The sequence below is a fragment of the Streptomyces sp. NPDC051684 genome, from assembly GCF_044453445.1.
In the GTDB taxonomy this organism is placed as follows: Bacteria; Actinomycetota; Actinomycetes; order Streptomycetales; family Streptomycetaceae; genus Streptomyces.
The window spans coordinates 75,186-97,728 of record NZ_JBITCS010000027.1 but is presented as its reverse complement, the minus strand read 5'-3'; the positions used below and the strand labels follow the sequence as shown (position 1 = coordinate 97,728).

Here is a 22,543-nt window from a genome sequence, read left to right as displayed (position 1 = left end):
TTCCGCCGGGCGGCCGACTACTCCGCCGGAGCCGTCTTCTTGGCCGCCGTCTTCGCGGTCGTCGTCTTCTTGGCCGCGGTCTTCTTCGCCGTGGTCGTCTTCTTGGCGGCCGTCTTCTTGGCCGCCGTCTTCTTCGCGGCGGTCTTCTTGGCGGGCGCCTTCTTGGCCGCGGTCTTCTTCTTGGCCGGGCCCTTCGCCCGCTTCTCGGCGAGCAGCTCGAACCCGCGCTCCGCCGTGATCTCCTCCACGGAGTCCGCCGAGCGCAGCGTCGCGTTGGTCTCGCCATCGGTGACGTACGGGCCGAATCGGCCGTCCTTCACCACGACGGGCTTCTCGCTGACCGGGTCGGTGCCGAGCTCCTTGAGCGGCGGCTTGGCGGCCGCGCGCCCGCGCTGCTTCGGCTTGGAGTAGATCTCCAGGGCCTCTTCCAGCGTGATGCCGAAGATCTGGTCCTCGGTCTCCAGGGAGCGCGAGTCCGTGCCCTTCTTCAGGTACGGGCCGTACCGGCCGTTCTGCGCGGTGATGTCGACGCCCTCGGCGTCCTGGCCGACGACGCGCGGCAGCGACATCAGCTTCAGGGCGTCGGCGAGCGTCACCGTGTCGAGCGCCATGGACTTGAAGAGCGAGGCCGTGCGCGGCTTCACCGCGTTCTTGCCGGTCTTCGGGGTGCCCTCGGGGAGCACCTCGGTGACGTACGGGCCGTAGCGGCCGTCCTTGGCGATGATCTGGCGGCCGGTCTCCGGGTCCGCGCCCAGCTCGAAGTCGCCGCTCGGCTTGGCGAGCAGCTCCTCGGCGTACTCCACGGACAACTCGTCCGGGGCGAGGTCCTCGGGGACGTCGGCGCGCTGGTGGTTCTCGGAGTCGCGCTCGCCGCGCTCGATGTACGGGCCGTAGCGGCCGACGCGCAGCACGATGTCGTTGCCCACGGGGAACGACGAGACCTCGCGGGCGTCGATCGCGCCCAGGTCGGTCACGAGCTCCTTGAGGCCGCCGAGGTGGTCCCCGTCGCCGTTCCCGGCGTCCGCGGCGCCGCCCTGGCCGTCCGAGCCCTCACCGAAGTAGAAGCGCCGCAGCCACGGCACGGCCTGCGCCTCACCGCGCGCGATGCGGTCGAGGTCGTCCTCCATGGAGGCGGTGAAGCTGTAGTCGACCAGCCGGCCGAAGTGCTTCTCCAGCAGGTTGACGACGGCGAAGGACAAGAAGGAGGGCACGAGCGCCGTCCCCTTCTTGAAGACGTAACCACGGTCGAGAATGGTCCCGATGATGGACGCGTACGTAGACGGGCGTCCGATCTCGCGCTCTTCGAGCTCCTTGACGAGCGAAGCCTCGGTGTAGCGCGCGGGCGGCTTGGTGGCGTGGCCGTCGACCGAGATCTCCTCGGCGGACAGGCCGTCGCCCTCGGCGACCTGCGGAAGACGGCGCTCGCGGTCGTCCAGTTCCGCGTTCGGGTCGTCGGCGCCCTCCACGTAGGCCTTCAGGAAGCCGTGGAAGGTGATCGTCTTGCCGGAGGCGCTGAACTCGGCGTCGCGGCCGTCGGCGGACGTGCCACCGATCTTCACGGTGACGCTGTTGCCGACCGCGTCCTTCATCTGGGAGGCGACGGTGCGCTTCCAGATCAGCTCGTACAGCTTGAACTGGTCGCCGGTCAGGCCGGTCTCGGCGGGCGTGCGGAAGCGGTCGCCGGAGGGGCGGATCGCCTCGTGCGCCTCCTGCGCGTTCTTGACCTTGCCGGCGTACGTACGCGGCTTGTCCGGCAGGTAGTCGCTGCCGTAGAGCTGCGTGACCTGCGAACGGGCGGCCGCGACGGCCGTGTCCGACAGCGTCGTGGAGTCCGTACGCATGTAGGTGATGAAGCCGTTCTCGTACAGCTTCTGGGCGACCTGCATGGTCGCCTTGGCGCCGAAGCCCAGCTTGCGCGAGGCCTCCTGCTGCATCGTCGTCGTACGGAACGGGGCGTACGGCGAGCGGCGGTACGGCTTGGACTCGACCGATCGTACGGAGAACTGCGTCTGCTCCAGGGCGGCGGCGAGCGCACGGGCGTTCGTCTCGTCCAGGTGCAGCGTGTTCGCCGAACCGGCCTTCAGCCGGCCCAGCGAGTCGAAGTCGCGGCCCTGCGCGATGCGCTTGCCGTCGACCGCGCTCAGGCGGGCGGTCAGCGAGGACGGGTCGGAGGAGTCACCGGCGCGGCCCGTCGCGAACGTGCCGGTCAGGTCCCAGTACTCGGCCGAGCGGAAGGCGATGCGGTCGCGCTCGCGCTCGACGACGAGGCGGGTGGCGACGGACTGGACACGGCCCGCCGACAGGCGCGGCATGACCTTCTTCCACAGGACCGGCGAGACCTCGTAGCCGTACAGGCGGTCGAGGATGCGGCGGGTCTCCTGGGCGTCGACCAGCTTCTTGTTCAGCTCACGGGGGTTCGCGACGGCGGACCGGATCGCGTCCTTGGTGATCTCGTGGAAGACCATCCGGTGGACCGGGATCTTCGGCTTGAGGACTTCCTGGAGGTGCCACGCGATGGCCTCGCCCTCGCGGTCCTCATCGGTGGCGAGGAAGAGCTCGTCGGACTCCTTCATGAGGTCCTTGAGCTTCTTGACCTGCGCCTTCTTGTCGCTGTTCACGACGTAGATGGGCTGGAAGTCGTGCTCGACGTCCACTCCGAGGCGGCGCACCTCGCCGGTGTACTTGTCCGGCACTTCGGCCGCGCCGTTCGGGAGGTCGCGGATGTGCCCGACGCTCGCTTCGACGACGTATCCGGGGCCGAGATAGCCCTTGATCGTCTTCGCCTTGGCGGGCGACTCGACGATGACGAGTCGGCGGCCGCCCTGTGCGGTCTCGCTGGTCGGGGACAACTTCGCTCTTCTCTCCGGTCGGCGGTTCGGGGCCGTGTCGATGGCTCTCTCCCGCGGGATCGTGCCGTTTCCGCGGTACTGCTGCGGAGTGTGACGGTACCTCCCGCCGGTGTGTCAAACGGGAAAAGCACGCAGCAGCCACTCGGAACGGTAACCCGACTCCTCGTGATCCTGCCCCCGGACCGGCAAGGGCCCACCCCGATACGTAGCGGTCCCGTGCCCTCGGACCCGCCGTTTATCCCTTCCTGACAAGATGGCGGACGGCTGGGGGAGCCCGCGGGGAGCCTCCGGCTCGTCCCCACGGCATCACTATCCAGGAGCTTCCGGACATGTCCGACAGTAATCCGTACGGCCAGCCCCCCAAGGACCCGTCGGGCGGGAACCCGTACAACCAGCCCCCGGCCGGCCAGCCGTACGGCTACCCGCAGCAGGGCTCGCAGCCCGGCTACGGCACGCCACCTCTCGGCCAGCCCGGCCAGCCGCCCCAGGGCCAGCCCGGTCAGCCCGGTCAGCCCAGCTACGGCTACCCCTACCCCGGCTCCGCCCCGGCCGGCGGCGGCGCGTACCCGCCCCCGCCGGGCCCAGGCATGGGCGGCCCGCACATGGGCCCCGGCATGGGCGGCATGCCCTACGACCCGGCGGCGCCCTACGGCTACGACCCCTACGGCCGCCCGTACTCCGACAAGACGAAGCTCGCCGCGGGCCTCCTCGGCATCTTCCTCGGCTTCTTCGGCGCGGGCCGCTTCTACACCGGACACACCGGCATCGCCGTCGCCCAGCTCATCGTGTCGATCGTGACCTGTGGAGTCGGCAGCGTCTGGGGTCTGATCGACGGCATCATGATGCTCGCCGGTGGCAACGCCACCGACTCCCAGGGCCGCCTGCTGCGGGACTCCTGACCCGTGCCCCGCGCCGCGTCCCCCATGGCCCGCCTCAGGAGCGCGCTCGGCGCCCCCGCGGCGGCCCCGCTCGGGGTGCTCGCGGCAGGGGCCGCGGCGGCGTTGTACCTGTACGGCACGGACCCGCACGAACCCGGCCACGTGCTGCCGGGCTGCCCCTTCCGCATCGCCACGGGACTGCTCTGCCCTGCGTGCGGCGGGACGCGGATGGCCTACGACCTGATGCACGGCCAGTACGTCATGGCCTGGCACGACAACGGCGCGCTGCTGCTCGCCGCCCCCTTCCTCCTTGCCCTGCTGGGGTGTTGGACGTACGAGGGGCTGCGCGGTCGCCGCTGGGCGCCACCGATCGGGGGTCGCGGTGCGGCCGCGATCCTGATCGGGGCGGTGGCCTGGGCGGCCCTGCGCAACACGCTCTGAGCGACGCCCCGGTGGAACCGGATGGCCGGGCGGCCCAGGGCTCTGGAGCCCTGGAGTCCTAGAGCCCTAGACCTGGCCGAAACACCACACCGCGAGCGCCAGGGCACCCGCCCCGGCCGCCCCCGCGAGCACCGCCGACGTCACGGGGCTCGCCCCGTACGCCACCGGCTCACGGTGCGCCGCGCGCACCCCGGTCCACGTCAGCAGGCCCGCCCCGAACAATCCGAACACCGCACCTGCGAACACCGCGGGAACACTCTCCATCGCCTTGCCTCCCCCAGCTACGGACCGATTTCCGGTACCCAGGCGGGCGACGCTGACACGGGCAGCCGAACCCCGGATGAACTCCCGGGCGCCACAAGGCGAAGAGCGGCCGACCGGTGTCGACGGCGGTGGTTTCAGCCGACGGGCGTGAACGGCTCCAGGAACCCCTGCTCGACCAGCGTGCGGATCTGCGCGGGCGTGCGGTCGCGCAGCATCACCGGGTCCTCGCCCATGAGTTGGGCGATGGCGTCCAGGATCGTCCCGGCGCTCAGCGAGCCGTCGCACACGCCGGCGAACCCGGCCCCGACCGTGTCCACCTTCGTCGCCCGGCGCATCCCGCGGCCCTGCCGCAGCACGACGTGCTCCGGGTCCTCGGCACCCGGCAGCCCGACCTGCTCCTGCACGACCTCGGCGGCCAGCTTGAAGTGCGCGCCGAGCAGCGCCGCGTCGTCGTGCGCCCGCAGCCAGTCGACCCGCTCGAAGTGCCCGCGCACGGTGTCGCCGAGCGGCTGCTCGACGGGGTGCGGCCACTCCTCGACGACGATCGACGGCTCCTCGGACCCGGTCTTCCTGAGCGTGATCCAGCCGAAGCCGACGGCCCGCACCTTGCGCGCCTCGAACTCGTCGAGCCACGCGTCGTACCGCGCCGCGTACTCGGCCGGGTCGCCGCGGTGGTCACCCGCGTCCCGCAGCCACAACTCGGCGTACTGCGCGACGTCCTGCACCTCGCGCTGCACGATCCAGGCGTCACAGCCGCGCGGCACCCAGGAGCGCAGCCGCTCGGTCCACTCCTCCCCCTCCACGTGCTGCCAGTTGGCGAGGAACTGGGCGTACCCCCCGTCGTTCAGGTGCTCCCCTGCCCCCTGAACGACCGAACGGCACAGATCGTCCCCGCTCATGCCGCCGTCGCGGTACGTGAGCCGGGCGCCCGGCGAGATCACGAACGGCGGGTTGGAGACGACCAGGTCGTACGTGGCGTCGCCCACCGGCTCGTACAGCGAGCCCTCCCGCAGCTCGGCCGCCTGCGCACCCGACAGCGCGAGGGTCAGCGCCGTCATGTGCAGCGCGCGGGGGTTGAGATCGGTCGCGGTGACCCGCGTGGCGTGGCGCGCTGCGTGCAGCGCCTGGATACCGGATCCGGTGCCGAGGTCGAGGGCCGAGCCGACGGGCATGCGAACGGTGACGCCGGCGAGCGTGGTGGACGCCCCGCCGACCCCGAGCACGACGCCCTCCTCGCTGCTGCCGATGCCCCCGGCGCCGCCGACCGCGCACCCGAGGTCGGACACGATGAACCAGTCCTCGCCCTCGGGACCGCCATACGGGCGTACGTCGACGCTCGCCGCGACCTCGTCGCCCCCGACGGCCCGCAGCCACCCGCTCTCCAGGCACGCGTCGAGCGGCAGCACGCCGGCGACCCGCTCCCGCGGCGCGGGCTGCTGCAACAGGAACAGCCTTACGAGCGTCTCCAGGGGCCGCTCGCCCCTGGTGGCCCGCAGTGCAGGCACGGTCTCACTGCGCGCGAGCGCCGCATAGGCGGACGCCCCAAGCAGCTCGAGCAGCCCATCGGCAGTGAACTCGGCGGACACCAAGGCGTCCCGCAGAGACCGGGCGACGTCGTTTCGATCAACAGAGGGCAGCGGCACAACAACAGAAGAACTCACACCCCCATTGTGACGCTCCCCCCGACCACGGGCAGCCGCTCCGCCCCGCTGTGGGCACCAGTCCGCCCTGCTGTGGGCAGGCGTTCCGCACGGCAAAACGGGTGGGCACAGCCCCCGGTGCAGGGCTCCGAAAACACGACAGCGCCCCCGGTGCAGCGCAGAAAGAGCGCAACTCCGGGGGCGCGGAAGAAAACGCGAGGCCTAGGGCTTGTCGTTTGGATCAGGCCGGATCAGGGAGCGGGGCCTGGTGCGTGCGATCGCAAGGCGGAGGAGGGAGGCGACGCGGAGCGTCGTCGACCGACGACAACGCCGCGAGCGTGCGTGCCAGGCCCCGCGAGCCCGGCCTGATCCAAACGACAAGCCCTAGGACCCCGACGGCGTAGCGGAAGCGCTCTTGCAGCTCTCCTGCTTCGCCATCGCCTTGCCCACGTCCCCCTCCTCAAGGTTCTTGAGCGCGTCACTGCCGTCCTGGCTCAGCGTGTCCAGCTGCCCGGCGATGTCCTTGAGCCCGTCGGCGAACTTCGCCTGGTCGCCCGTGTCGAGCTTGTCGACCTTCTTCTTCAGGTCGGCGTACGACGTCGAGATCTTGTCCAGTTCCTTGACGGCGTTCTGCTGCTTCTTGTCACCGCCGTCGACCGGCGGAGCCCCGGCCTTGTCGACCGCGTCACCGATCGCCTTGTACGCGTCGGACATGTCCTGGAACGCCTGCGAGTCCGTCTTCTGGACCTGCTTGGGTTCGCTGTTGTCCGAGGTCTCCTTCTGGATCGCGGCGTTCGCGGCCTCGATCTTCTTGGCCTGCGGCTGGACCTTGTCGCAGACCTGCTTGGCCCAGGAGTCCAGCTTCTCGTTGCTGTCGTCGCTGCAGCCCGACAACGCCAGTACCAGTACCGCACCGCCGGACAGTGCGGCAGCAAGCTTCTTGTTCACCGGATTGGTCCCTTCCATGGCTCTCGGCCCCGGAACTTACACGCCACGCACACGACAATCGCACGCCGGGTGTCCTATACGACCACTTTATTGACCTTTAGCAGCCATTTGCACCAAGAGAGATAAGGCTCACTGAAACCGGAAGGCCCCGCCCCGCAGACGTAAGAAAACTACGCCAGAACAGACCGATGGGCGGACAGGCCGTCAAAAGACGCTGTCCGCCCACCTGTTGTCGTACTGACGTGCACTCAACTCACGTACGCGGGTTCCTCACGTACGTGTCGTGGAGACCACGGCGGGGTCCGACTGCTCCGGCACCCGTCCGGCCCCTTCGCTGTCCCCGTCCTCGTCCCCGCCGACCGCGATGCCGCGCCGCTTGGACATGTACACGGCTCCGATGATCACGGCGAGCGCCACGACGGCGGCGGCGACCCGTACGCCCACGCTCGCGTCGTCCCCGTAGCTGAACTTCACGATCGCCGGCGCGATGAGCAGCGCCACGAGGTTCATCACCTTCAGGAGCGGGTTGATGGCAGGGCCCGCGGTGTCCTTGAAGGGGTCGCCGACGGTGTCGCCGATGATCGTCGCCTCGTGCGCCTCGCTGCCCTTGCCGCCGTGGTGCCCGTCCTCGACGAGCTTCTTGGCGTTGTCCCAGGCGCCGCCGGAGTTCGCGAGGAAGACGGCCATCAGCGTGCCCGTCCCGATCGCGCCCGCGAGATACGCGCCGAGCGCCCCGACGCCGAGCGTGAAGCCGACCGCGATCGGCGCCACGACGGCGAGCAGCCCGGGCGTGGCGAGCTCCCGCAGCGCGTCCTTGGTGCAGATGTCGACGACGCGCCCGTACTCCGGCTTCTCCGTGTAGTCCATGATCCCGGGGTGCTCGCGAAACTGCCTGCGCACCTCGTAGACCACCGAACCCGCCGACCGCGAGACGGCGTTGATGGCGAGCCCGGAGAAGAGGAACACGACCGCGGCGCCCGCGATGAGCCCGACCAGGTTGTTGGGCTGCGAGATGTCCATGACCAGATTCATGGGCCCGCCGGAGCCGACCTTCTCGCCGACGTCCTGCGCCGCCGTGACGATCGCGTCCCGGTACGAGCCGAACAGCGCGGCGGCCGCGAGCACGGCCGTCGCGATGGCGATGCCCTTGGTGATGGCCTTCGTCGTGTTGCCGACGGCGTCCAGGTCGGTGAGCACCTGCGCGCCCGCGCCCTCGACGTCGCCGGACATCTCGGCGATGCCCTGCGCGTTGTCGGAGACCGGGCCGAAGGTGTCCATGGCGACGATGACGCCGACCGTGGTGAGCAGCCCCGTTCCGGCCAGGGCGACCGCGAACAGGGCGAGCATGATCGACGTACCGCCGAGCAGGAACGCCCCGTAGACGCCGAGCCCGATCAGCACCGCCGTGTAGACGGCCGACTCCAGGCCGATGGAGATGCCGGCCAGCACCACCGTCGCGGGGCCCGTCAGCGAGGTCTTGCCGATGTCCCTGACCGGGCGCCGGGTCGTCTCGGTGAAGTAGCCGGTGAGCTGCTGGATGAGGGCCGCGAGCACGATGCCGATCGCCACGGCGACGACCGCGAGGATCCGGGGGTCGCCGGCCTTTCCACTGATCGCGGAGTCCGTTACGCCGTCCAGGTCGCCGTACGAGCCCGGCAGGTACGTGAAGACGGCGATGGCCACGAGCACGATCGAGATCACCGCGGAGATGAAGAACCCGCGGTTGATGGCGCTCATCCCGGAGCGGTCGGAGCGGCGCGGCGCGACGGCGAAGATGCCGATCATCGCCGTGATCACCCCGATCGCGGGCACGATCAGCGGGAACGCCAGGCCCGCGTCGCCGAAGGCGGCCTTGCCGAGGATCAGCGCGGCGACCAGCGTGACGGCGTACGACTCGAAGAGGTCGGCGGCCATACCGGCGCAGTCTCCGACGTTGTCGCCCACGTTGTCGGCGATGGTCGCGGCATTGCGCGGATCGTCCTCCGGAATGCCCTGTTCGACCTTGCCGACCAGGTCGGCGCCGACGTCGGCGGCCTTGGTGAAGATGCCGCCCCCGACACGCATGAACATCGCGATCAGCGCGGCGCCGAGCCCGAAGCCCTCCAGGACCTTGGGCGCGTCGGCCGCGTAGACGAGCACGACGCAGGAAGCGCCGAGCAGGCCGAGTCCCACCGTGAACATGCCGACGACGCCGCCCGTACGGAAAGCGATCTTCATTGCGTGGTGCGAGACGGTGGTGAGATCCTTTTCCGGCTCGCCTTCCGCCGGAGTCGCTTCTCGTGCGGCGGCGGCGACGCGCACATTGCTGCGCACCGCGAGCCACATTCCGATATAGCCGGTGACGGCCGAGAACACCGCGCCGATCAAGAAGAAGATCGACCGGCCCGCTCGCTGATTCCAGTCGTCCGCCGGAAGCAGCATGAGCAGGAAGAACACCACGACGGCGAATACGCCGAGGGTTCGCAGTTGCCGACCCAGATAGGCTTTCGCGCCTTCCTGGACCGCGCCCGCGATCTCCTTCATCGAGTCCGTGCCCTCGCCGGCCGCGAGCACCTGGCGCACCAGGACTCCGGCGACGGCGAGCGCCGCGAGCGCGACGACGGCGATGACGACGACGATCAATCTGTTGTCGTCGGTCAGAACTGCGGCTGCGAACGTAGCAGGGGTAGAGGGCTCCGCCATTCGTCCTCCTTGACGCTTGGACTGAGCTCAAGATGTGGACGGATTGTAGGGAGCGGACCCTGATCAAAACAGGGCGCGGCAAACGGAATTGTTTCCTACCCAGCAAATGTTCGGTGAACCTCGATCTGCCGCGCGAAGAGGAATGCCTAATGCTTTTGAGTCATTAGCGGGCGCGGCCTCTCTTAATGATCTCAATAAACACCGTGTGACCTCGGGGAACACAACAGCGGCCCCGTTCACCAGGAAGTGAACGGGGCCGCTGAAAAAGATCTCCGACCGAGCGGAACGCTACGGAAGCGTCGCCGGCAGGGTCGGCCAACTCATCCGAATGAGTCCGCCGTCCGTGTCCGCGCTGACCTCGACATCGTCCACGAGGCCACTGATGACGGCGAGACCCATCTCGTCCTCACCCTCGGCCTCCAGATCGTCCGCGGAGCCCGCGCCGTCGGCCGCGGCCGACGGGGGCACCGAACGCGGCGCCTCGTCCCCGACCTCGATGGAGAACTGCTTCTCCTCCTCGATCAGGGCCACCCGCACCGGCGCCGAGATGCCGCTGCTCTGGTGCAGCCCGACCGCGCGACTGCAGGCCTCACCGACGGCGAGCCTGACCTCGTCGAGCACGGCCTCGTCCACGCCCGACCTGCGCGCCACGGCGGCCGCCACCAGGCGGGCCGTCCTGACGTGCTCGGGCAGAGGGCTGAAGCGGAGTTCGACAGTGGCCATGCATCCCCCTCGGACAGACGGGCCCACGGTTGTACGGGCGTGCTCCCGGGATCGGCCGGCCTCGGCCGCCCGATCCCCTTGTCTCCGCCGGTGTCGCCACCGGCATCAACCGGATCAGTCGGTCGCCGAGACGGCTTCCTCGACCGAGGTGTGGATCGGGAACACCTTGGTCAGTCCGGTGATACGGAAGATCTTGAGAATGCGCTCCTGGTTGCACACCAGGCGCAGCGAGCCCTCATGGGCGCGCACGCGCTTCAGACCGCCGACCAGCACGCCGAGCCCGGTGGAGTCGAGGAAGTCCACGCCCTCCATGTCGACGACAAGGTGGAAACTGCCGTCATTCACCAGCTCGACCAACTGCTCGCGCAGCTTGGGCGCGGTATACACATCAATTTCGCCACCGACCTCGACGACCGTACGATCGCCGACGGTACGGGTCGACAGGGACAGGTCCACGGATCCTCCAGCACCTTGCTATCGAGCGGTCGCCCCTCGGGGACACCTCGGCTTGATCCCCCGGGACGGTTCGCCAGCCGCGATGGCATTCAATCACTTACCGGCAGGCGTGCACGACGCCTTGAGAGCATTGTCCGTCACGCCAGTGACACACTCGGTGCCGATGGCCAAGAATCTCCGATCCGAACGACCCTCGGCATCCGCCCCAGACCGCCCCTCTCCCGGTGCGGTCCTGGACCGGCTCGCCTCGGGTCCGAGCAGGGCTGCGCGCATCACCCATACGGAGCACTTGCCCCCTCGCCCGGGCCGTCATGCCGTCTGGCCCGATCGGATCCGTGCCGAGGTCATCGCGGCCGTGCAGACCGCCGGAATCGCACATCCCTGGGCCCATCAGGCACTCGCGGCGGAGCACGCCCTGGACGGCGATTCGGTGGTCGTCGCCACGGGCACGGCCTCCGGCAAGTCGCTCGCCTATCTGGTCCCGGTCCTGTCGACCCTGCTCGACGGATCCGAGGCTCCGAACGGACGCGGCGCGACCACGCTCTACCTCGCCCCGACGAAGGCGCTCGCGGCGGACCAGTGCCGATCGGTGAAGGAACTTTCACAACCGCTCGGTACGGCGATTCGGCCGGCGGTCTACGACGGCGACACCCCGTTCGAGGAACGCGAATGGGTACGTCAGTACGGAAACTACGTCCTCACCAACCCGGACATGCTGCACCGGGGCATCCTGCCCTCGCACCCGCGCTGGTCCTCCTTCCTCAAGGCGCTCAAGTACGTCGTGATCGACGAGTGCCACACGTATCGCGGCGTCTTCGGCTCGCACGTCGCGCAGGTGCTGCGAAGACTGCGCCGCATATGTGCCCGCTACGGATCCGACCCCGTCTTCCTGCTGGCCTCCGCCACCTCGGCCGAACCGGCCCTGTCCGCCCAGCGGTTGACGGGTCTGCCGGTCGTCGAGGTCGCCGACGACGCCTCGCCGCGCGGCGAACTGGTCTTCGCGCTCTGGGAACCCCCGCTGACGGAGATGCAGGGCGAGAAGGGCGCGCCCGTGCGGCGCACGGCGACCGCGGAGACGGCGGAACTCCTGACCGACCTCGCGGTCCAGGGCGTACGCTCGGTCGCCTTCGTCCGCTCCCGGCGCGGCGCCGAGCTGATCTCGGTGATCGCGCAGGAACGACTCGCCGAGGTCGACCGCTCGCTCGCCCGGCGGGTCGCGGCCTACCGCGGCGGCTATCTCTCCGAGGAACGCCGCGCCCTCGAAGCGGCCCTGCACTCTGGCGAACTCCTCGGCCTCGCCGCGACCACCGCCCTCGAACTCGGCATCGACGTCTCGGGGTTGGACGCCGTACTGATCTCCGGCTATCCGGGTACGCGGGCATCGTTGTGGCAGCAGGCGGGGCGGGCCGGGCGCTCGGGACAGGGCGCGCTCGCCGTCCTCGTCGCCCGCGACGACCCCCTGGACACCTATCTGGTGCACCACCCCGAAGCCCTCTTCGACCAGCCGGTCGAGTCGACGGTCCTCGACCCCGACAACCCGTACGTCCTGGCCCCGCACCTGTGCGCCGCGGCACAGGAAATCCCGCTGACCGAACCGGATCTGGACCTGTTCGGCCCGGCCGCCCTGGACCTGCTGCCGCAGCTGGAGGCCGCGAAGCTGCTGCGGCGCCGCGCCGCCACGAAAGCCTGGCACTGGACGCGCCGCGAGTCCGCCGCCGACCTGGCCGACATCCGCGGCGAGGGCGGCTCTCCCGTCCAGGTCGTCGAGGCCGGCACGGGCCGGCTGCTCGGCACGGTCGACGCGGGCTCGGCCCACACCTCGGTCCACGACGGCGCTGTCCACCTCCACCAGGGCCGCACATACGTCGTGAAGAAGCTGGACCTCGACGACAACGTCGCCCTGGTCGAGACGGCGAATCCCACCTACTCGACCACCGCCCGCGACACCACGGCCATCTCCATCCTGGAGACCGACGTCGAAGTCCCTTGGGGCGACGGCCGGTTGTGCTACGGCTCGGTCGAAGTCACCAACCAGGTCGTCGGCTATCTCCGCCGCCGCCTCATCACCGGCGAGGTCCTCGGCGAGACCAAGCTCGACCTCCCCCCTCGTACGCTGCGCACCCGCGCGGTGTGGTGGACGGTCACGGAGGACCAGCTCGACGCGGCCCGCGTGAACCCCGAGATCCTCGGCGGCGCCCTGCACGCCGCCGAACACGCCTCCATCGGCCTCCTTCCACTCTTCGCCACGTGCGACCGCTGGGACATCGGCGGTGTCTCGATCCCGCTCCATCCGGACACGCTCCTTCCCACGGTCTTCGTCTACGACGGTCATCCCGGCGGCGCGGGATTCGCCGAACGGGCCTTCCACACCGCCCGCGAGTGGCTGACCGCCACCCGTGAGGCCATCGCCTCCTGCGAGTGCGAGGCCGGTTGCCCCTCCTGCATCCAGTCCCCCAAGTGCGGCAACGGCAACGAGCCGTTGCACAAGCGGGGCGCGGTGCGGCTCCTCTCCGTTCTGTTGCGGGATGCGGCGGGGTAGGTGGGCGGGCGGGCCGGCGGGCTCACCCGTTTCGTCTCGGTCAACCGGTCCTACGTCTCGGGGCTCCGCCCCGGGCCCCGCTGCTCAATCGCCGCCGGGGCTTGAACTACCGGGCCGGCGCACCCGTCACGACGGCCCTGCCCGGGCTTTCACCTCCGCGTGGAACGTGCCGGCGCCCGCCGTTGCCGTCACCGATGACACCTCGCCGTGGACCGCGCAGCGCACCACCGTCGCCTCCTGTGCTCGCGCCACCCGTGCCGCCAGCGCGCACGCCTCCGCTCTCCCGTCCATCCAGTGGTCCGCCGCCGCCAGTGCCGCCAGATCGGCCGCCGAGCCTGCCCGGTGGCGTGCCTCGACCGCCTGCGCCATCGCCAGCACCGACCCGAACACCACCCCGATCGCGGCCATCGCCATCGCGACCCACACGGTCGCCGAACCGCGGTCGCCCCGCCCCCTCACGTCGCCTCCTCCGCCGCCGCCACCGCCTGCGCGCCCAGCTCCACCCCGAGCACGCCCGGCCCCACCGACCTCGCCCGCACCGTCACCCGCACCAGATCGCCCTCCCGGCCCACCACGACCCGCGCACCCGGCGGCGCGGCCTCCCGCGCCGCCGCCAGCGCCGCGCCCCGCGGCTCCTGCCGGGCCACCGCCCTGGCCCCGGCCCGCGCCGCGTCCACGCATCTGATCTGCGCCGACGCCGCGAGCACCACCCAGACCAGCGCCATCGTGAACATCACGAGCACCGGCAGCACCACGGCCGCCTCCGCCGTCACGAACCCCCGGTCACCGCGCCGGGGCTCAGAACGACCCATGGAGCGCCTTCGCCACCAAGGACTGCAGCGCCGACTGCACGACATCGCTCGTCACCACCTGGTACAGCACCCCGGCGAAGCCCACCGCCGCGATCAGCCCCACCGCGTACTCGGCACTGACCATCCCGGCATCCCGCCGCCCGGACCGCACCGCCCGCGCCCATCGCAGAACGCCTCCGCGCAACCACCCGTACGCCCGCTCCGCCCGCCCCGGCCTCTCCGACCGCATTCCGTTCATGCCAACTCCCCTGCTGCGTAGTCCCGCTCGTGTCCCACTCCGTCGTCCGAGGGCCGTCGTTCATCTCCCTCCAAAGACCCCGTCTCCGAGGCCGATCACCACCGGAACCACCCCGACCACCAGGAACGCCGGCAGGAAGCACAGGCCCACCGGCGCGGTGATCGCCACCGCGGCGCGGCGTGCCGCCGTCGTCGCGCGGCGCGCCCGCTCGGCCCGGCACTCCGACGCGAACCGCGCGACCGGCGCCGCCGCCGGGGCACCGGACTCGCCCGCCCGCTCCAGCAGCCGCACAAGCCCCGCCGCCCCGGGAATCTCCGACAACTCCCGCCACGCCCTGCCCAGTTCGCCACCGAGACGGACCTGGGCAGCGCCCCGCTCCAGGCCTCGCCCAACGGGCCCGCCCAAGGCCTCCCCGACCGCCCGCGCCGCCTCCACAGGACCGGCCCCCGCCGCCAGACACGAAGCCAACAGGTCCGACGCCAAGGGCAGTTGACGTACCGCTTCGTCCCGCGACACCACCCCGGATCCCACGCGCCCCTCCTGGCGGCGCGACCACGTCCACACCCCCACGCCGCACACTCCACCGGCCACCACCCCCGGCACCCCACCGACCAGCACGAACCCGGCACACACCGCCCCTGCGACAGGGACCCACCGCCGCACTCCGGCCGGCAGCCCCACGGTCCGCCGCGCCGACCGCTCCACGGCCACGTCGAGCACCAGCCGCACCCGCCTCCGCAGTGCCCGCTCGTCCCGGCGCCTCGCGATCTCCCGGGCCAGCCACATCACCAGCACCGCGACGCACAGCACCGCCCCCAGCCTGTGGACAACATTCATCGCCCCTCACCCCTCCGCCCCTCGTACGATCCGCATCGCCCAGCACAGTCCGGCGGCCTCCAGCACCCCGCCCACCACCAGGCACCCGATCCCCGGCCACGTGTGCAGCAGCACCCGCAGGGGTCGCGCGCCCATCCCCGCCCCGAGCAACAGCGCGCACACGGGCAGCGCGGCGAGCATCACCGCCGTCGACGAGGGGCCCGCCAACTGGGCTCTGAAGTCGGCCCGTTGATCCCGCTCCGCCCGCAGGGCGTCCGCGAGCCGCTCCAACCCGGACGCGAGCCCCGCTCCCCGGTCCACCGCCACCCGCCAGCACGCCGCGAGCCCGCCCAGCCCCTCGGCCCCCGGCTCCCGCGCCGCCGCTCCGAGGGCCCCGGGCACATCCCCGCCGAACCGGGCCGCCGCCACCACGGCCGCACTCCCCGCGCCGGTCAACGCCCCCGACCCCCGCACCGCCACCACCAGCGCCTCCCCCGGCTGCCGCCCGGCCCGCACCTCACCCGCCAGCAGCCCGCACAGCCGGATCACCGCCTCCTCACGCCGCCCCTTTCCCCGCCGCGCCGCCCGCGCCCGGCGCCACCGGCCCGCTCCGGGCACCGCGCACACCCCGAGCACGACCGGCAGCACCGAGGCCCCGACGATCCCGACCACCAACCCGCCGACCGCACACCACCATTCGGGCCGCGCCCGCACCCACGCCCACCACCGCTCGCCCAGGCCCGACCACCCGGCGAGCACCCCGAGCTCCGCCCCGGCCCCCAACACCCTCCGGACCCGCCGCACCTCCAACTCCCGTACCCGCACCGCCCGCAACGCGACGCCGGCCCCCAACGCGGCCACCACAACACCGGGGCCGCCCACCAAAACCCCACCACTCACACCCACGCACCCCTCTCCACCAGCTCTACCGACCCCTGCGCCTCCGACCGGCACCCCGCCGCCAAAACCCGACCGCTCACACCCACGCACCCCTCTCCACCAGCTCCACCGACTCCGCCGAATCCACCGACCCCTGCACCTCCGACCAGCACCCCGCCGCCACACGCCCTCCCCGACCCCCGCAACCCGACCGGCACCCCGCCGCCACGCCTCCTCCCCGGGACCCACCGGCGGCCACCGATCCACACCCCACGCCCGACTCCCCGCCCACACGACCCCTCACCGCGCGTACCGCCCGCGCCCCACCACCACCGCCATCACCCCAACCGCACCCCCAGCAACCCACCGAGCCGCGCCCACCCCACCCCCTCCACAAATCCCCGCTCGCCCCACGCCAGCGCCGGCACCGACCGCACCCAGCCCTCCGCGTCCCGCTCCAGCACCTGGACCTGGGCGATCCGCCGCCGCCCGTCCCGGTCCCGTACGAGATGCAGCACGACCGACAACGCCGCCGCCAACTGGCTGTGCAGCGCCGCCCGGTCGAGCCCGGCCGCCGTCCCCAGCGCCTCCAGACGCACCGGGACATCGCTCGCCGCGTTGGCGTGAACGGTCCCGGAACCGCCCTCGTGGCCCGTGTTGAGCGCGGCCAGGAGCGCGACCACCTCGGCGCCGCGCACCTCGCCCACCACGAGCCGGTCGGGCCGCATCCGCAGCGCCTGCCTGACCAGGTCGTCCAGGCCCACGGCGCCCGCGCCCTCCTGGTTGGCCGGGCGGGATTCGAGCCGGACGACATGGGGGTGGTCCGGCCGCAGCTCGGCGGAGTCCTCGGCCAGGACGATCCGCTCCCGCGGCCCCACCAGGCCGAGCAGCGCGCTCAGCAGCGTCGTCTTGCCCGTGCCCGTACCGCCGCTGATCAGGAACGACAGGCGTGCGTCGAGCAGGGCCCGCAGCACCCGGTCGCCGCCCGGCGGCACCGTCCCCGCCGCCACGAGCTCCTCCAGGGTGAACGCCCGCGGCCGCACGACCCGCAGGGACAGACAGGTGCAGCCCGCCGCGATCGGTGGCAGCACCGCGTGCAGCCGAGTCCCGTCGGGCAGTCGGGCGTCCACCCACGGCCGCGCGTCGTCCAGGCGGCGCCCCACGACGGCCGCGAGCCGCTGGGCCAACCGCCGCACATCGGCGGCGCCTTCGAAGGCCACGTCGGCCCGCTCGAGACCGCCGCCCCGGTCGACCCACACCTCGTCCGGCGCCGACACCAGGACATCCGTCACCGAGGGGTCGGCGAGCAGCGGCTCCAGCGGGCCCGCGCCCACCAGCTCCGACCTCAACCTGCCCGCCGCGCCGAGCACTTCGGCGTCGCCCAGGATCCGGCCCTGCGCCCGCAGCGCCTCGGCCACGCGCGCGGGCGTCGCCTCCGACCCGTTCTCGGCGAGCCACTGCCGTACGCCGTCCAGCATCCGCGCCCCGACCACCGCGCTCATGACACCCCTCCCCGCACCCACCGCTCAACCGTCCGCACACCGACCACCGCCGCACCCTCCACAAGCCGCCAAGCCGCGCCCGGCTCCCCATCCCGCCGATTCACGCCGCGTCCCCCTCCGCCGTCACCGGCATCCGCTCCCAGAACGTCCCGCAGAACCGCCCCAGCGGACCGCCCTTCACCACCTCGGCGTCCGCCGGGAGTTCGCCGGCGAACGGCAGCCCGACGAGCCGCGCCACCTCGTGTGCCGCGAGGCCTCCCGCGCCCGCGCGCGCCGTCACCACCCGCAGGTCCCGCAGCACCATCCCCGCCGCCCCCGCCATCCGGCGCGCCGCCGCCACGGCCCGCAGCTCCGGTGGCACGACGAGCAGCCCCAGGTCGAGCTGGGCCAGGGCCTCGACGGATCCGGCGTCGACCCGGCGCGGCAGATCCACCACGACGACCCCGCCCCTGCGCCGCCCGGCCGCGAGCACCGCCCGCACCGCCTCCGACGGCACCGCCGTGAGATCGCCGCGGTCCCAGCTGAGCACCCGCAGATCGTGCAGCCGGGGCAGCGACTCCTCCAGGGCCGTACTGCCGACCCGGCCCCGGGACTCGGCGAAGGCCGGCCAGCGCAGCCCGTCCACCGCCTCGCCGCCCAGCAGCACATCGAGTCCGCCGCCGAGCGGATCCGCGTCGACCAGGAGCGTGCGCCGGCCCGACCGCGCGGCCGCCACCGCCAGCGCGCAGGCCAGCGTGGACGCCCCGGCCCCGCCGCACCCGCCGAGCACCCCGACGGTCAGGGCGGGCCGCCCCACTCCCTCCGCGACGTCGGCGATCCGGTCCATCAGCCACTGTTCGCCGTCCGGCAGGACCAGGACATGGTCGGCGCCGATCTCCACGGCCCGCCGCCACACCCCGGAATCGTCCTGATCACGCCCAACCAAGATCACGCCGTGCCGTCGGGACACCCCGCGCAGCCGCCGCGCGGCATCGTCACCGACCAGTACGAGGGGCGCCGATTCCCAGCCGCCCCAGCCCGCTCTGCCCGCCGGCGCCCCGTGTCCGACCTCGGGCCGCACACCCGCCGCCGCGCACAGCCGCAGCAGGTCGTCCAGCAGTTCCACGTCCTCCGTCACGATCAACGGGGCGCGTCGCACGTCCCGTGCGTCGCACTCGATGACTCCCGTCATGGTCCGGTCCCCCTCTCGCCGCGCTCGCCCGCCCCTGCGGACGACCCGTTCCGCACGTGAAGACGACGGGGTCCAAGGCGCCGAATACCGCTCATCCGCCACGGCACGGCCATAACAAACCGGCCATGAACACGGACCCGAACTTCGCGTGCGGAATCACCGTGCAGCGATCCCGGAAATCGTGGGGATCTTGGTAAATAACTGTGGACGCGAGAAGGCTTGTGAATATCCCCGTCACCCATACCAGTGACACTGTGAACTCGGCATGAATCTGTCCGCAGAGCAGCCCGACGGTTACACAGCGTGAGGAACCTCCGGCGTGCGGACCGGGGCACACGAGGCCCGGAAACCCGCCGTGCGGGCATGAAAAAAGGACCCGAAAACGGGTCCGGACATGCGACGACCCCCGCCGGGGGGGAGAGCGGGGGTCGTCCCCACGGTCCGACTCGGGGGGGGGAGGAGCCAGACCGGGTTAGCACGGTCGCGAACGATCCGTGACTTCCATGGTGTACCCGAGAGCCTTCTCAAGCAAACCCACGCGCCACAGCTTACGCCGAATGGTTGGCGCCTATGCTCGACCTCGTGGAAAACCACTCCTTGCCGCACTCCGCGCCCCGTACAGCCGCGTTCTTTGACCTGGACAAGACGGTCATCGCTAAGTCGAGCACACTCACGTTCAGCAAGTCGTTCTACCAAGGCGGGCTGATCAACCGGAGGGCCGTACTGCGCACCGCGTACGCGCAGTTCGTCTTCCTCGCAGGCGGCGCGGACCACGATCAGATGGAGCGGATGCGCGAGTACCTCTCGGCGCTCTGCCGCGGCTGGAACGTGCGGCAGGTGAAGGAGATCGTCGCCGAGACCCTGCACGACCTGATCGACCCGATCATCTACGACGAAGCGGCGTCCCTCATCGAGGAGCATCACACCGCCGGGCGCGACGTGGTCATCGTCTCCACATCAGGCGCCGAGGTCGTCGAGCCGATCGGCGAGCTCCTCGGCGCGGACCGGGTGGTCGCCACCCGCATGGTCGTGGGCGACGACGGCTGCTTCACGGGCGAGGTGGAGTACTACGCGTACGGGCCCACGAAGGCGGAGGCCATCAAGGAGCTGGCGCGCTCCGAGGGGTACGACCTCGCGCGCTGCTACGCGTACAGCGACTCGGCGACGGATCTGCCGATGCTCAGCTCGGTCGGGCATCCGCACGCCGTCAATCCGGACCGGGCGCTGCGCCGCGAGGCACTCGCGCGCGGGTGGCCGATCCTCGACTTCCACAAGCCGGTCCGGCTCAAGCAGCGCCTGCCCCATCTGTCCGCGCCCTCGCGCCCCGCGATGCTCGCGGCGGCCGGGGTCGGCGCGGCAGCGGTCACGGCCGGCCTGGTCTGGTACGCGAGCCGGCGTCGCGCGACGTCAGGCGCCCATTGAGGCCGCCGGTTCGCCCTATTTGAACCTAAAAGTAAAGAAGTGCGGCCAGGGCTTCCGCTTCCCCCGGGGGAGGAGTACAAAGGATTCAACGGCCCGCGAGACCAAGGACATCCGAGAGGAACACCTTCAACCGCAATCAGGCCCCACGGACCGATGCATGAACACCGGGCACCCACGCGACGTCGACCCGTCGATTACGGGCCAGCCGCACCAGGCGACGGGCAAAGAACCCGACCTGATGGGCAAATATTCGAGGACGCTTGGTAACCCAGTGAACATGCCAGCGGCGGTACGAGCATTCGTACCGCCGCAACCCGTTTCCCAGTCCCTTTCCCGCTACGCGGCGCCTCGCTGCAGCGCCTCACAGACGGCCGTCGACTCCCTGACGCCCAGCTCGATCGCCCTGCCGCAGTGGGTGATCCAGGCCGCCATCCCCTCCGGCGTACCGGAGACATAGCCGTCGAGCGCGGCCGCGTAGACCGCCCGGCCGAGTTCGGCGTGACCCAGCTCCGCCGGGCAGACGGACTTCGGGTCGAGGCCGCTGCCCACCAGGACGATGCGTTCGGCGGCCCGCGCGACCAGGCCGTTGTGCGAGCCGAAGGGGCGCAGCGCGAGCAGCTCGCCGTGCACGATGGCGGCGTTCACCAGGGCCGGCGCCGCGCTCTCGGCGATGATCAGCTGCGAGAGCCCCTCCAGGCGGCCCGCCACCTCATCGGCGTCCGGCACCGGGAGTTCGACGAGCGGCTCGTCGACCGGCTCGCCCGCGAGCCGGGGGCGCCCCACCGCGTCGCTCTTGTCGGCCGCCGCGACCAGGTGGAGGCGCGCGAGCACCCGCAGGGGCGACTGCCGCCAGATGGAGAGAAGCTGACCCGCCTCGGCGGTCAGCCGCAGGGCCGCGCCGACCGTGGGCGCCTCCTTGTCGCCGTCGGCGCCGCTGAAGTCGGTGCGCCTGCGCACCTCTTCGAGCGGCCAGTCGGCACCGGAGAGCGCCGCGCTGCCGCGCGCGCCGCGCAGCGCCGCCTCGGACGTGATCTCGTTGCTGCGACGCCGCATGACCCGGTGCCCGTAGACCCGGTCCACAGCCTTGCGCACGGAGTCCACGGAATCGGCCACGCCCGGCAGGTCGGCCAGGGCGGCGAGGGGGTCGGCTGTCGTACTCATGAGTGCGACCCTACGGGCCGTGCGGCGCCGCCCCACGAAGGAGTGGTCTTCTTCACGCCACATCGACACGGACAGCGACCATACCGATACCCTTCGTGAACATGAAGATCGCTTTCGTGGGGAAGGGCGGCAGTGGCAAGACCACGCTGTCCTCACTGTTCATCCGCCACCTCGCCGGTACCGGCTCGCCGGTCATCGCCGTCGACGCCGACATCAACCAGCACCTCGGGGCCGCGCTCGGGCTCGACGAGGGCGTCGCGGGCGAGCTGCCCGCGCTGGGGGCCCGGCTGCCCCTGATCAAGGACTATCTGCGCGGCTCGAACCCGCGGATCGCCTCGGCCGACACGATGATCAAGACGACGCCGCCCGGCGAGGGCTCCCGGCTGCTCAGGGTGCGCGAGAACAATCCGGTGTACGACGCCTGCGCCCGCGATGTGGAACTCGACGGCGGGGCCGTGCGTTTGATGGTCACCGGGCCCTTCACCGAGGCCGACCTCGGTGTGGCGTGCTACCACTCCAAGACCGGGGCGGTGGAGCTGTGTCTGAACCATCTCGTGGACGGCCGGGGCGAGTACGTGGTGGTCGACATGACCGCGGGCTCCGACTCCTTCGCCTCGGGCATGTTCACCCGCTTCGACATGACGTTCCTGGTCGCCGAACCGACCCGTAAGGGGATCTCGGTCTACCGCCAGTACAAGGAGTACGCGCGGGACTTCGGGATCGACCTGAGGGTGGTGGGCAACAAGGTGCGCGACGCCGACGACCTGGAGTTCCTGCACTCCGAGGTCGGCGAGGACCTGCTCGTCACCGTCGGGCACTCGGACTGGGTGCGCGCCATGGAGAAGGGGCGCCCGCCGCGCTTCGAGCTCCTGGAGGAGACCAACAAGGCCTCCCTGCAGGCGCTTCAGTCCGCGGCCGACGCCACGTACGAGGCCCGCGACTGGGAGCGCTACACGCGCCAGATGGTCCACTTCCACCTGAAGAACGCCCAGAGCTGGGGCAACGAGAAGACCGGGGCCGACCTGGCTTCGCAGGTCGACCCCGGCTTCGTACTGCGGGAGAGCGTCGCGGCGACCGCCTGACGCCCAGAGCGGCGAGCAGCCGATCAAGCGCCGCGCGGCA

General features: G+C 71.4%; 20 protein-coding genes. 5 read left to right on the top strand and 15 right to left on the bottom strand.

From position 1 onward, the window contains the following. Positions 1–17 precede the first annotated feature (17 nt). Positions 18–2,849, bottom strand: a complete 2,832-nt coding sequence (gene topA / locus ACIA8D_RS29150) for a type I DNA topoisomerase (RefSeq protein ID WP_399236878.1) — start codon at positions 2,847–2,849, stop codon at positions 18–20. A gap of 329 nt (positions 2,850–3,178) precedes the next feature. On the opposite strand from topA, the gene ACIA8D_RS29145 reads away from it, so the two are divergent. Together ACIA8D_RS29145 and ACIA8D_RS29140 are read left to right on the top strand one after the other, a co-directional pair. Continuing rightward, positions 3,179–3,748 (top strand): TM2 domain-containing protein, encoded by a 570-nt coding sequence (locus ACIA8D_RS29145; RefSeq protein ID WP_399236876.1) that lies wholly within the window; start codon positions 3,179–3,181, stop codon positions 3,746–3,748. A 24-nt stretch (positions 3,749–3,772) separates the two neighbouring features. Then, the gene (locus ACIA8D_RS29140; protein ID WP_399236927.1) at positions 3,773–4,168 is read left to right on the top strand and encodes a DUF2752 domain-containing protein; all 396 of its coding nucleotides are present in this window, start codon (positions 3,773–3,775) and stop codon (positions 4,166–4,168) included. Positions 4,169–4,234: 66 nt separating this feature from the next. On the opposite strand, the gene ACIA8D_RS29135 is transcribed toward ACIA8D_RS29140, so the two are convergent. The 6 genes from ACIA8D_RS29135 to bldG form a co-directional block, all read right to left on the bottom strand. Next, positions 4,235–4,432 (bottom strand): hypothetical protein, encoded by a 198-nt coding sequence (locus tag ACIA8D_RS29135; RefSeq protein WP_399236874.1) that lies wholly within the window; start codon positions 4,430–4,432, stop codon positions 4,235–4,237. 134 nt (positions 4,433–4,566) lie between these two features. Further along, a complete protein-coding gene (locus ACIA8D_RS29130) occupies positions 4,567–6,093 on the bottom strand; it encodes a methyltransferase (RefSeq protein WP_399236872.1) in 1,527 nt (508 codons plus the stop codon). 363 nt (positions 6,094–6,456) lie between these two features. After that, complete coding sequence (locus tag ACIA8D_RS29125) at positions 6,457–7,038, bottom strand: small secreted protein (protein WP_399236870.1); 582 nt, start codon at positions 7,036–7,038, stop codon at positions 6,457–6,459. A gap of 252 nt (positions 7,039–7,290) precedes the next feature. Continuing rightward, positions 7,291–9,702: a sodium-translocating pyrophosphatase gene (locus ACIA8D_RS29120; RefSeq protein WP_399236869.1), complete on the bottom strand. Its 2,412-nt coding sequence runs from the start codon at positions 9,700–9,702 to the stop codon at positions 7,291–7,293. 288 nt (positions 9,703–9,990) lie between these two features. Further along, positions 9,991–10,425: an ATP-binding protein gene (locus ACIA8D_RS29115; RefSeq protein WP_399236867.1), complete on the bottom strand. Its 435-nt coding sequence runs from the start codon at positions 10,423–10,425 to the stop codon at positions 9,991–9,993. Between the two features lie 114 nt (positions 10,426–10,539). Further along, a complete protein-coding gene (gene bldG, locus ACIA8D_RS29110; protein WP_125514212.1) occupies positions 10,540–10,881 on the bottom strand; it encodes an anti-sigma factor antagonist BldG in 342 nt (113 codons plus the stop codon). Positions 10,882–10,963: 82 nt separating this feature from the next. Here bldG and ACIA8D_RS29105 point away from each other — a divergent pair, with 82 nt between their 5' ends. Next, on the top strand, positions 10,964–13,420 hold the full coding sequence (locus tag ACIA8D_RS29105; RefSeq protein ID WP_399236866.1) for a DEAD/DEAH box helicase: 2,457 nt from the start codon (positions 10,964–10,966) through the stop codon (positions 13,418–13,420). A 126-nt stretch (positions 13,421–13,546) separates the two neighbouring features. Here the strand turns inward: ACIA8D_RS29105 and ACIA8D_RS29100 are convergent, their stop codons facing one another. The 7 genes from ACIA8D_RS29100 to ssd all read right to left on the bottom strand — a co-directional run bounded on the left by ACIA8D_RS29100 (position 13,547) and on the right by ssd (position 18,838). Further along, positions 13,547–13,834, bottom strand: coding sequence for an Rv3654c family TadE-like protein (locus ACIA8D_RS29100; protein WP_399236925.1), 288 nt, complete (start codon positions 13,832–13,834; stop codon positions 13,547–13,549). Between the two features lie 41 nt (positions 13,835–13,875). Then, on the bottom strand, positions 13,876–14,232 hold the full coding sequence (locus tag ACIA8D_RS29095; protein ID WP_399236865.1) for a TadE family type IV pilus minor pilin: 357 nt from the start codon (positions 14,230–14,232) through the stop codon (positions 13,876–13,878). Then, positions 14,219–14,356 (bottom strand): DUF4244 domain-containing protein, encoded by a 138-nt coding sequence (locus ACIA8D_RS29090; protein ID WP_372350022.1) that lies wholly within the window; start codon positions 14,354–14,356, stop codon positions 14,219–14,221. The genes ACIA8D_RS29095 and ACIA8D_RS29090 overlap by 14 nt, the downstream gene beginning before the upstream one ends. A 174-nt stretch (positions 14,357–14,530) precedes the next feature. Continuing rightward, complete coding sequence (locus ACIA8D_RS29085) at positions 14,531–15,307, bottom strand: type II secretion system F family protein (RefSeq protein ID WP_399236863.1); 777 nt, start codon at positions 15,305–15,307, stop codon at positions 14,531–14,533. Positions 15,308–15,313: 6 nt separating this feature from the next. After that, entirely contained in the window at positions 15,314–16,186 is an 873-nt protein-coding gene (locus ACIA8D_RS29080) for a type II secretion system F family protein (RefSeq protein WP_399236861.1), read from the bottom strand. A gap of 317 nt (positions 16,187–16,503) precedes the next feature. After that, positions 16,504–17,667: a TadA family conjugal transfer-associated ATPase gene (locus tag ACIA8D_RS29075; protein ID WP_399236859.1), complete on the bottom strand. Its 1,164-nt coding sequence runs from the start codon at positions 17,665–17,667 to the stop codon at positions 16,504–16,506. Between the two features lie 100 nt (positions 17,668–17,767). Beyond that, the gene (ssd, locus tag ACIA8D_RS29070; RefSeq protein WP_399236858.1) at positions 17,768–18,838 is read right to left on the bottom strand and encodes a septum site-determining protein Ssd; all 1,071 of its coding nucleotides are present in this window, start codon (positions 18,836–18,838) and stop codon (positions 17,768–17,770) included. 570 nt (positions 18,839–19,408) lie between these two features. Between ssd and ACIA8D_RS29065 the strand changes: the two genes are divergently transcribed. Beyond that, positions 19,409–20,260, top strand: coding sequence for an HAD family hydrolase (locus tag ACIA8D_RS29065; RefSeq protein ID WP_399236856.1), 852 nt, complete (start codon positions 19,409–19,411; stop codon positions 20,258–20,260). Positions 20,261–20,596: 336 nt separating this feature from the next. Here ACIA8D_RS29065 and ACIA8D_RS29060 read toward each other — a convergent pair whose 3' ends face one another. Continuing rightward, entirely contained in the window at positions 20,597–21,421 is an 825-nt protein-coding gene (locus ACIA8D_RS29060; protein WP_399236854.1) for an oxidoreductase, read from the bottom strand. Positions 21,422–21,522: 101 nt separating this feature from the next. Between ACIA8D_RS29060 and ACIA8D_RS29055 the strand changes: the two genes are divergently transcribed. Further along, positions 21,523–22,503 carry an ATP-binding protein gene (locus ACIA8D_RS29055; protein WP_399236852.1) on the top strand — a complete coding sequence of 327 codons (981 nt, stop codon included), beginning with the start codon at positions 21,523–21,525 and terminating at the stop codon, positions 22,501–22,503. Positions 22,504–22,543: the final 40 nt, after the last annotated feature.

What these genes read in the sequence shown, in the direction of transcription:
- ACIA8D_RS29145 (WP_399236876.1), top strand. Translation starts at nt 3,179, where the DNA reads ATGTCCGACAGTAATCCGTACGGCCAGCCCCCCAAGGACCCGTCGGGC.
- ACIA8D_RS29140 (WP_399236927.1), top strand. Translation starts at nt 3,773, where the DNA reads ATGGCCCGCCTCAGGAGCGCGCTCGGCGCCCCCGCGGCGGCCCCGCTC.
- ACIA8D_RS29135 (WP_399236874.1), bottom strand. Translation starts at nt 4,432, where the DNA reads ATGGAGAGTGTTCCCGCGGTGTTCGCAGGTGCGGTGTTCGGATTGTTC.
- ACIA8D_RS29125 (WP_399236870.1), bottom strand. Translation starts at nt 7,038, where the DNA reads ATGGAAGGGACCAATCCGGTGAACAAGAAGCTTGCTGCCGCACTGTCC.
- ACIA8D_RS29120 (WP_399236869.1), bottom strand. Translation starts at nt 9,702, where the DNA reads ATGGCGGAGCCCTCTACCCCTGCTACGTTCGCAGCCGCAGTTCTGACC.
- ACIA8D_RS29115 (WP_399236867.1), bottom strand. Translation starts at nt 10,425, where the DNA reads ATGGCCACTGTCGAACTCCGCTTCAGCCCTCTGCCCGAGCACGTCAGG.
- ACIA8D_RS29105 (WP_399236866.1), top strand. Translation starts at nt 10,964, where the DNA reads ATGGCATTCAATCACTTACCGGCAGGCGTGCACGACGCCTTGAGAGCA.
- ACIA8D_RS29100 (WP_399236925.1), bottom strand. Translation starts at nt 13,834, where the DNA reads ATGGCGATGGCCGCGATCGGGGTGGTGTTCGGGTCGGTGCTGGCGATG.
- ACIA8D_RS29095 (WP_399236865.1), bottom strand. Translation starts at nt 14,232, where the DNA reads ATGGGTCGTTCTGAGCCCCGGCGCGGTGACCGGGGGTTCGTGACGGCG.
- ACIA8D_RS29090 (WP_372350022.1), bottom strand. Translation starts at nt 14,356, where the DNA reads ATGGTCAGTGCCGAGTACGCGGTGGGGCTGATCGCGGCGGTGGGCTTC.
- ACIA8D_RS29085 (WP_399236863.1), bottom strand. Translation starts at nt 15,307, where the DNA reads ATGAATGTTGTCCACAGGCTGGGGGCGGTGCTGTGCGTCGCGGTGCTG.
- ACIA8D_RS29075 (WP_399236859.1), bottom strand. Translation starts at nt 17,667, where the DNA reads ATGAGCGCGGTGGTCGGGGCGCGGATGCTGGACGGCGTACGGCAGTGG.
- ssd (WP_399236858.1), bottom strand. Translation starts at nt 18,838, where the DNA reads ATGACGGGAGTCATCGAGTGCGACGCACGGGACGTGCGACGCGCCCCG.
- ACIA8D_RS29065 (WP_399236856.1), top strand. Translation starts at nt 19,409, where the DNA reads ATGCTCGACCTCGTGGAAAACCACTCCTTGCCGCACTCCGCGCCCCGT.
- ACIA8D_RS29060 (WP_399236854.1), bottom strand. Translation starts at nt 21,421, where the DNA reads ATGAGTACGACAGCCGACCCCCTCGCCGCCCTGGCCGACCTGCCGGGC.
- ACIA8D_RS29055 (WP_399236852.1), top strand. Translation starts at nt 21,523, where the DNA reads ATGAAGATCGCTTTCGTGGGGAAGGGCGGCAGTGGCAAGACCACGCTG.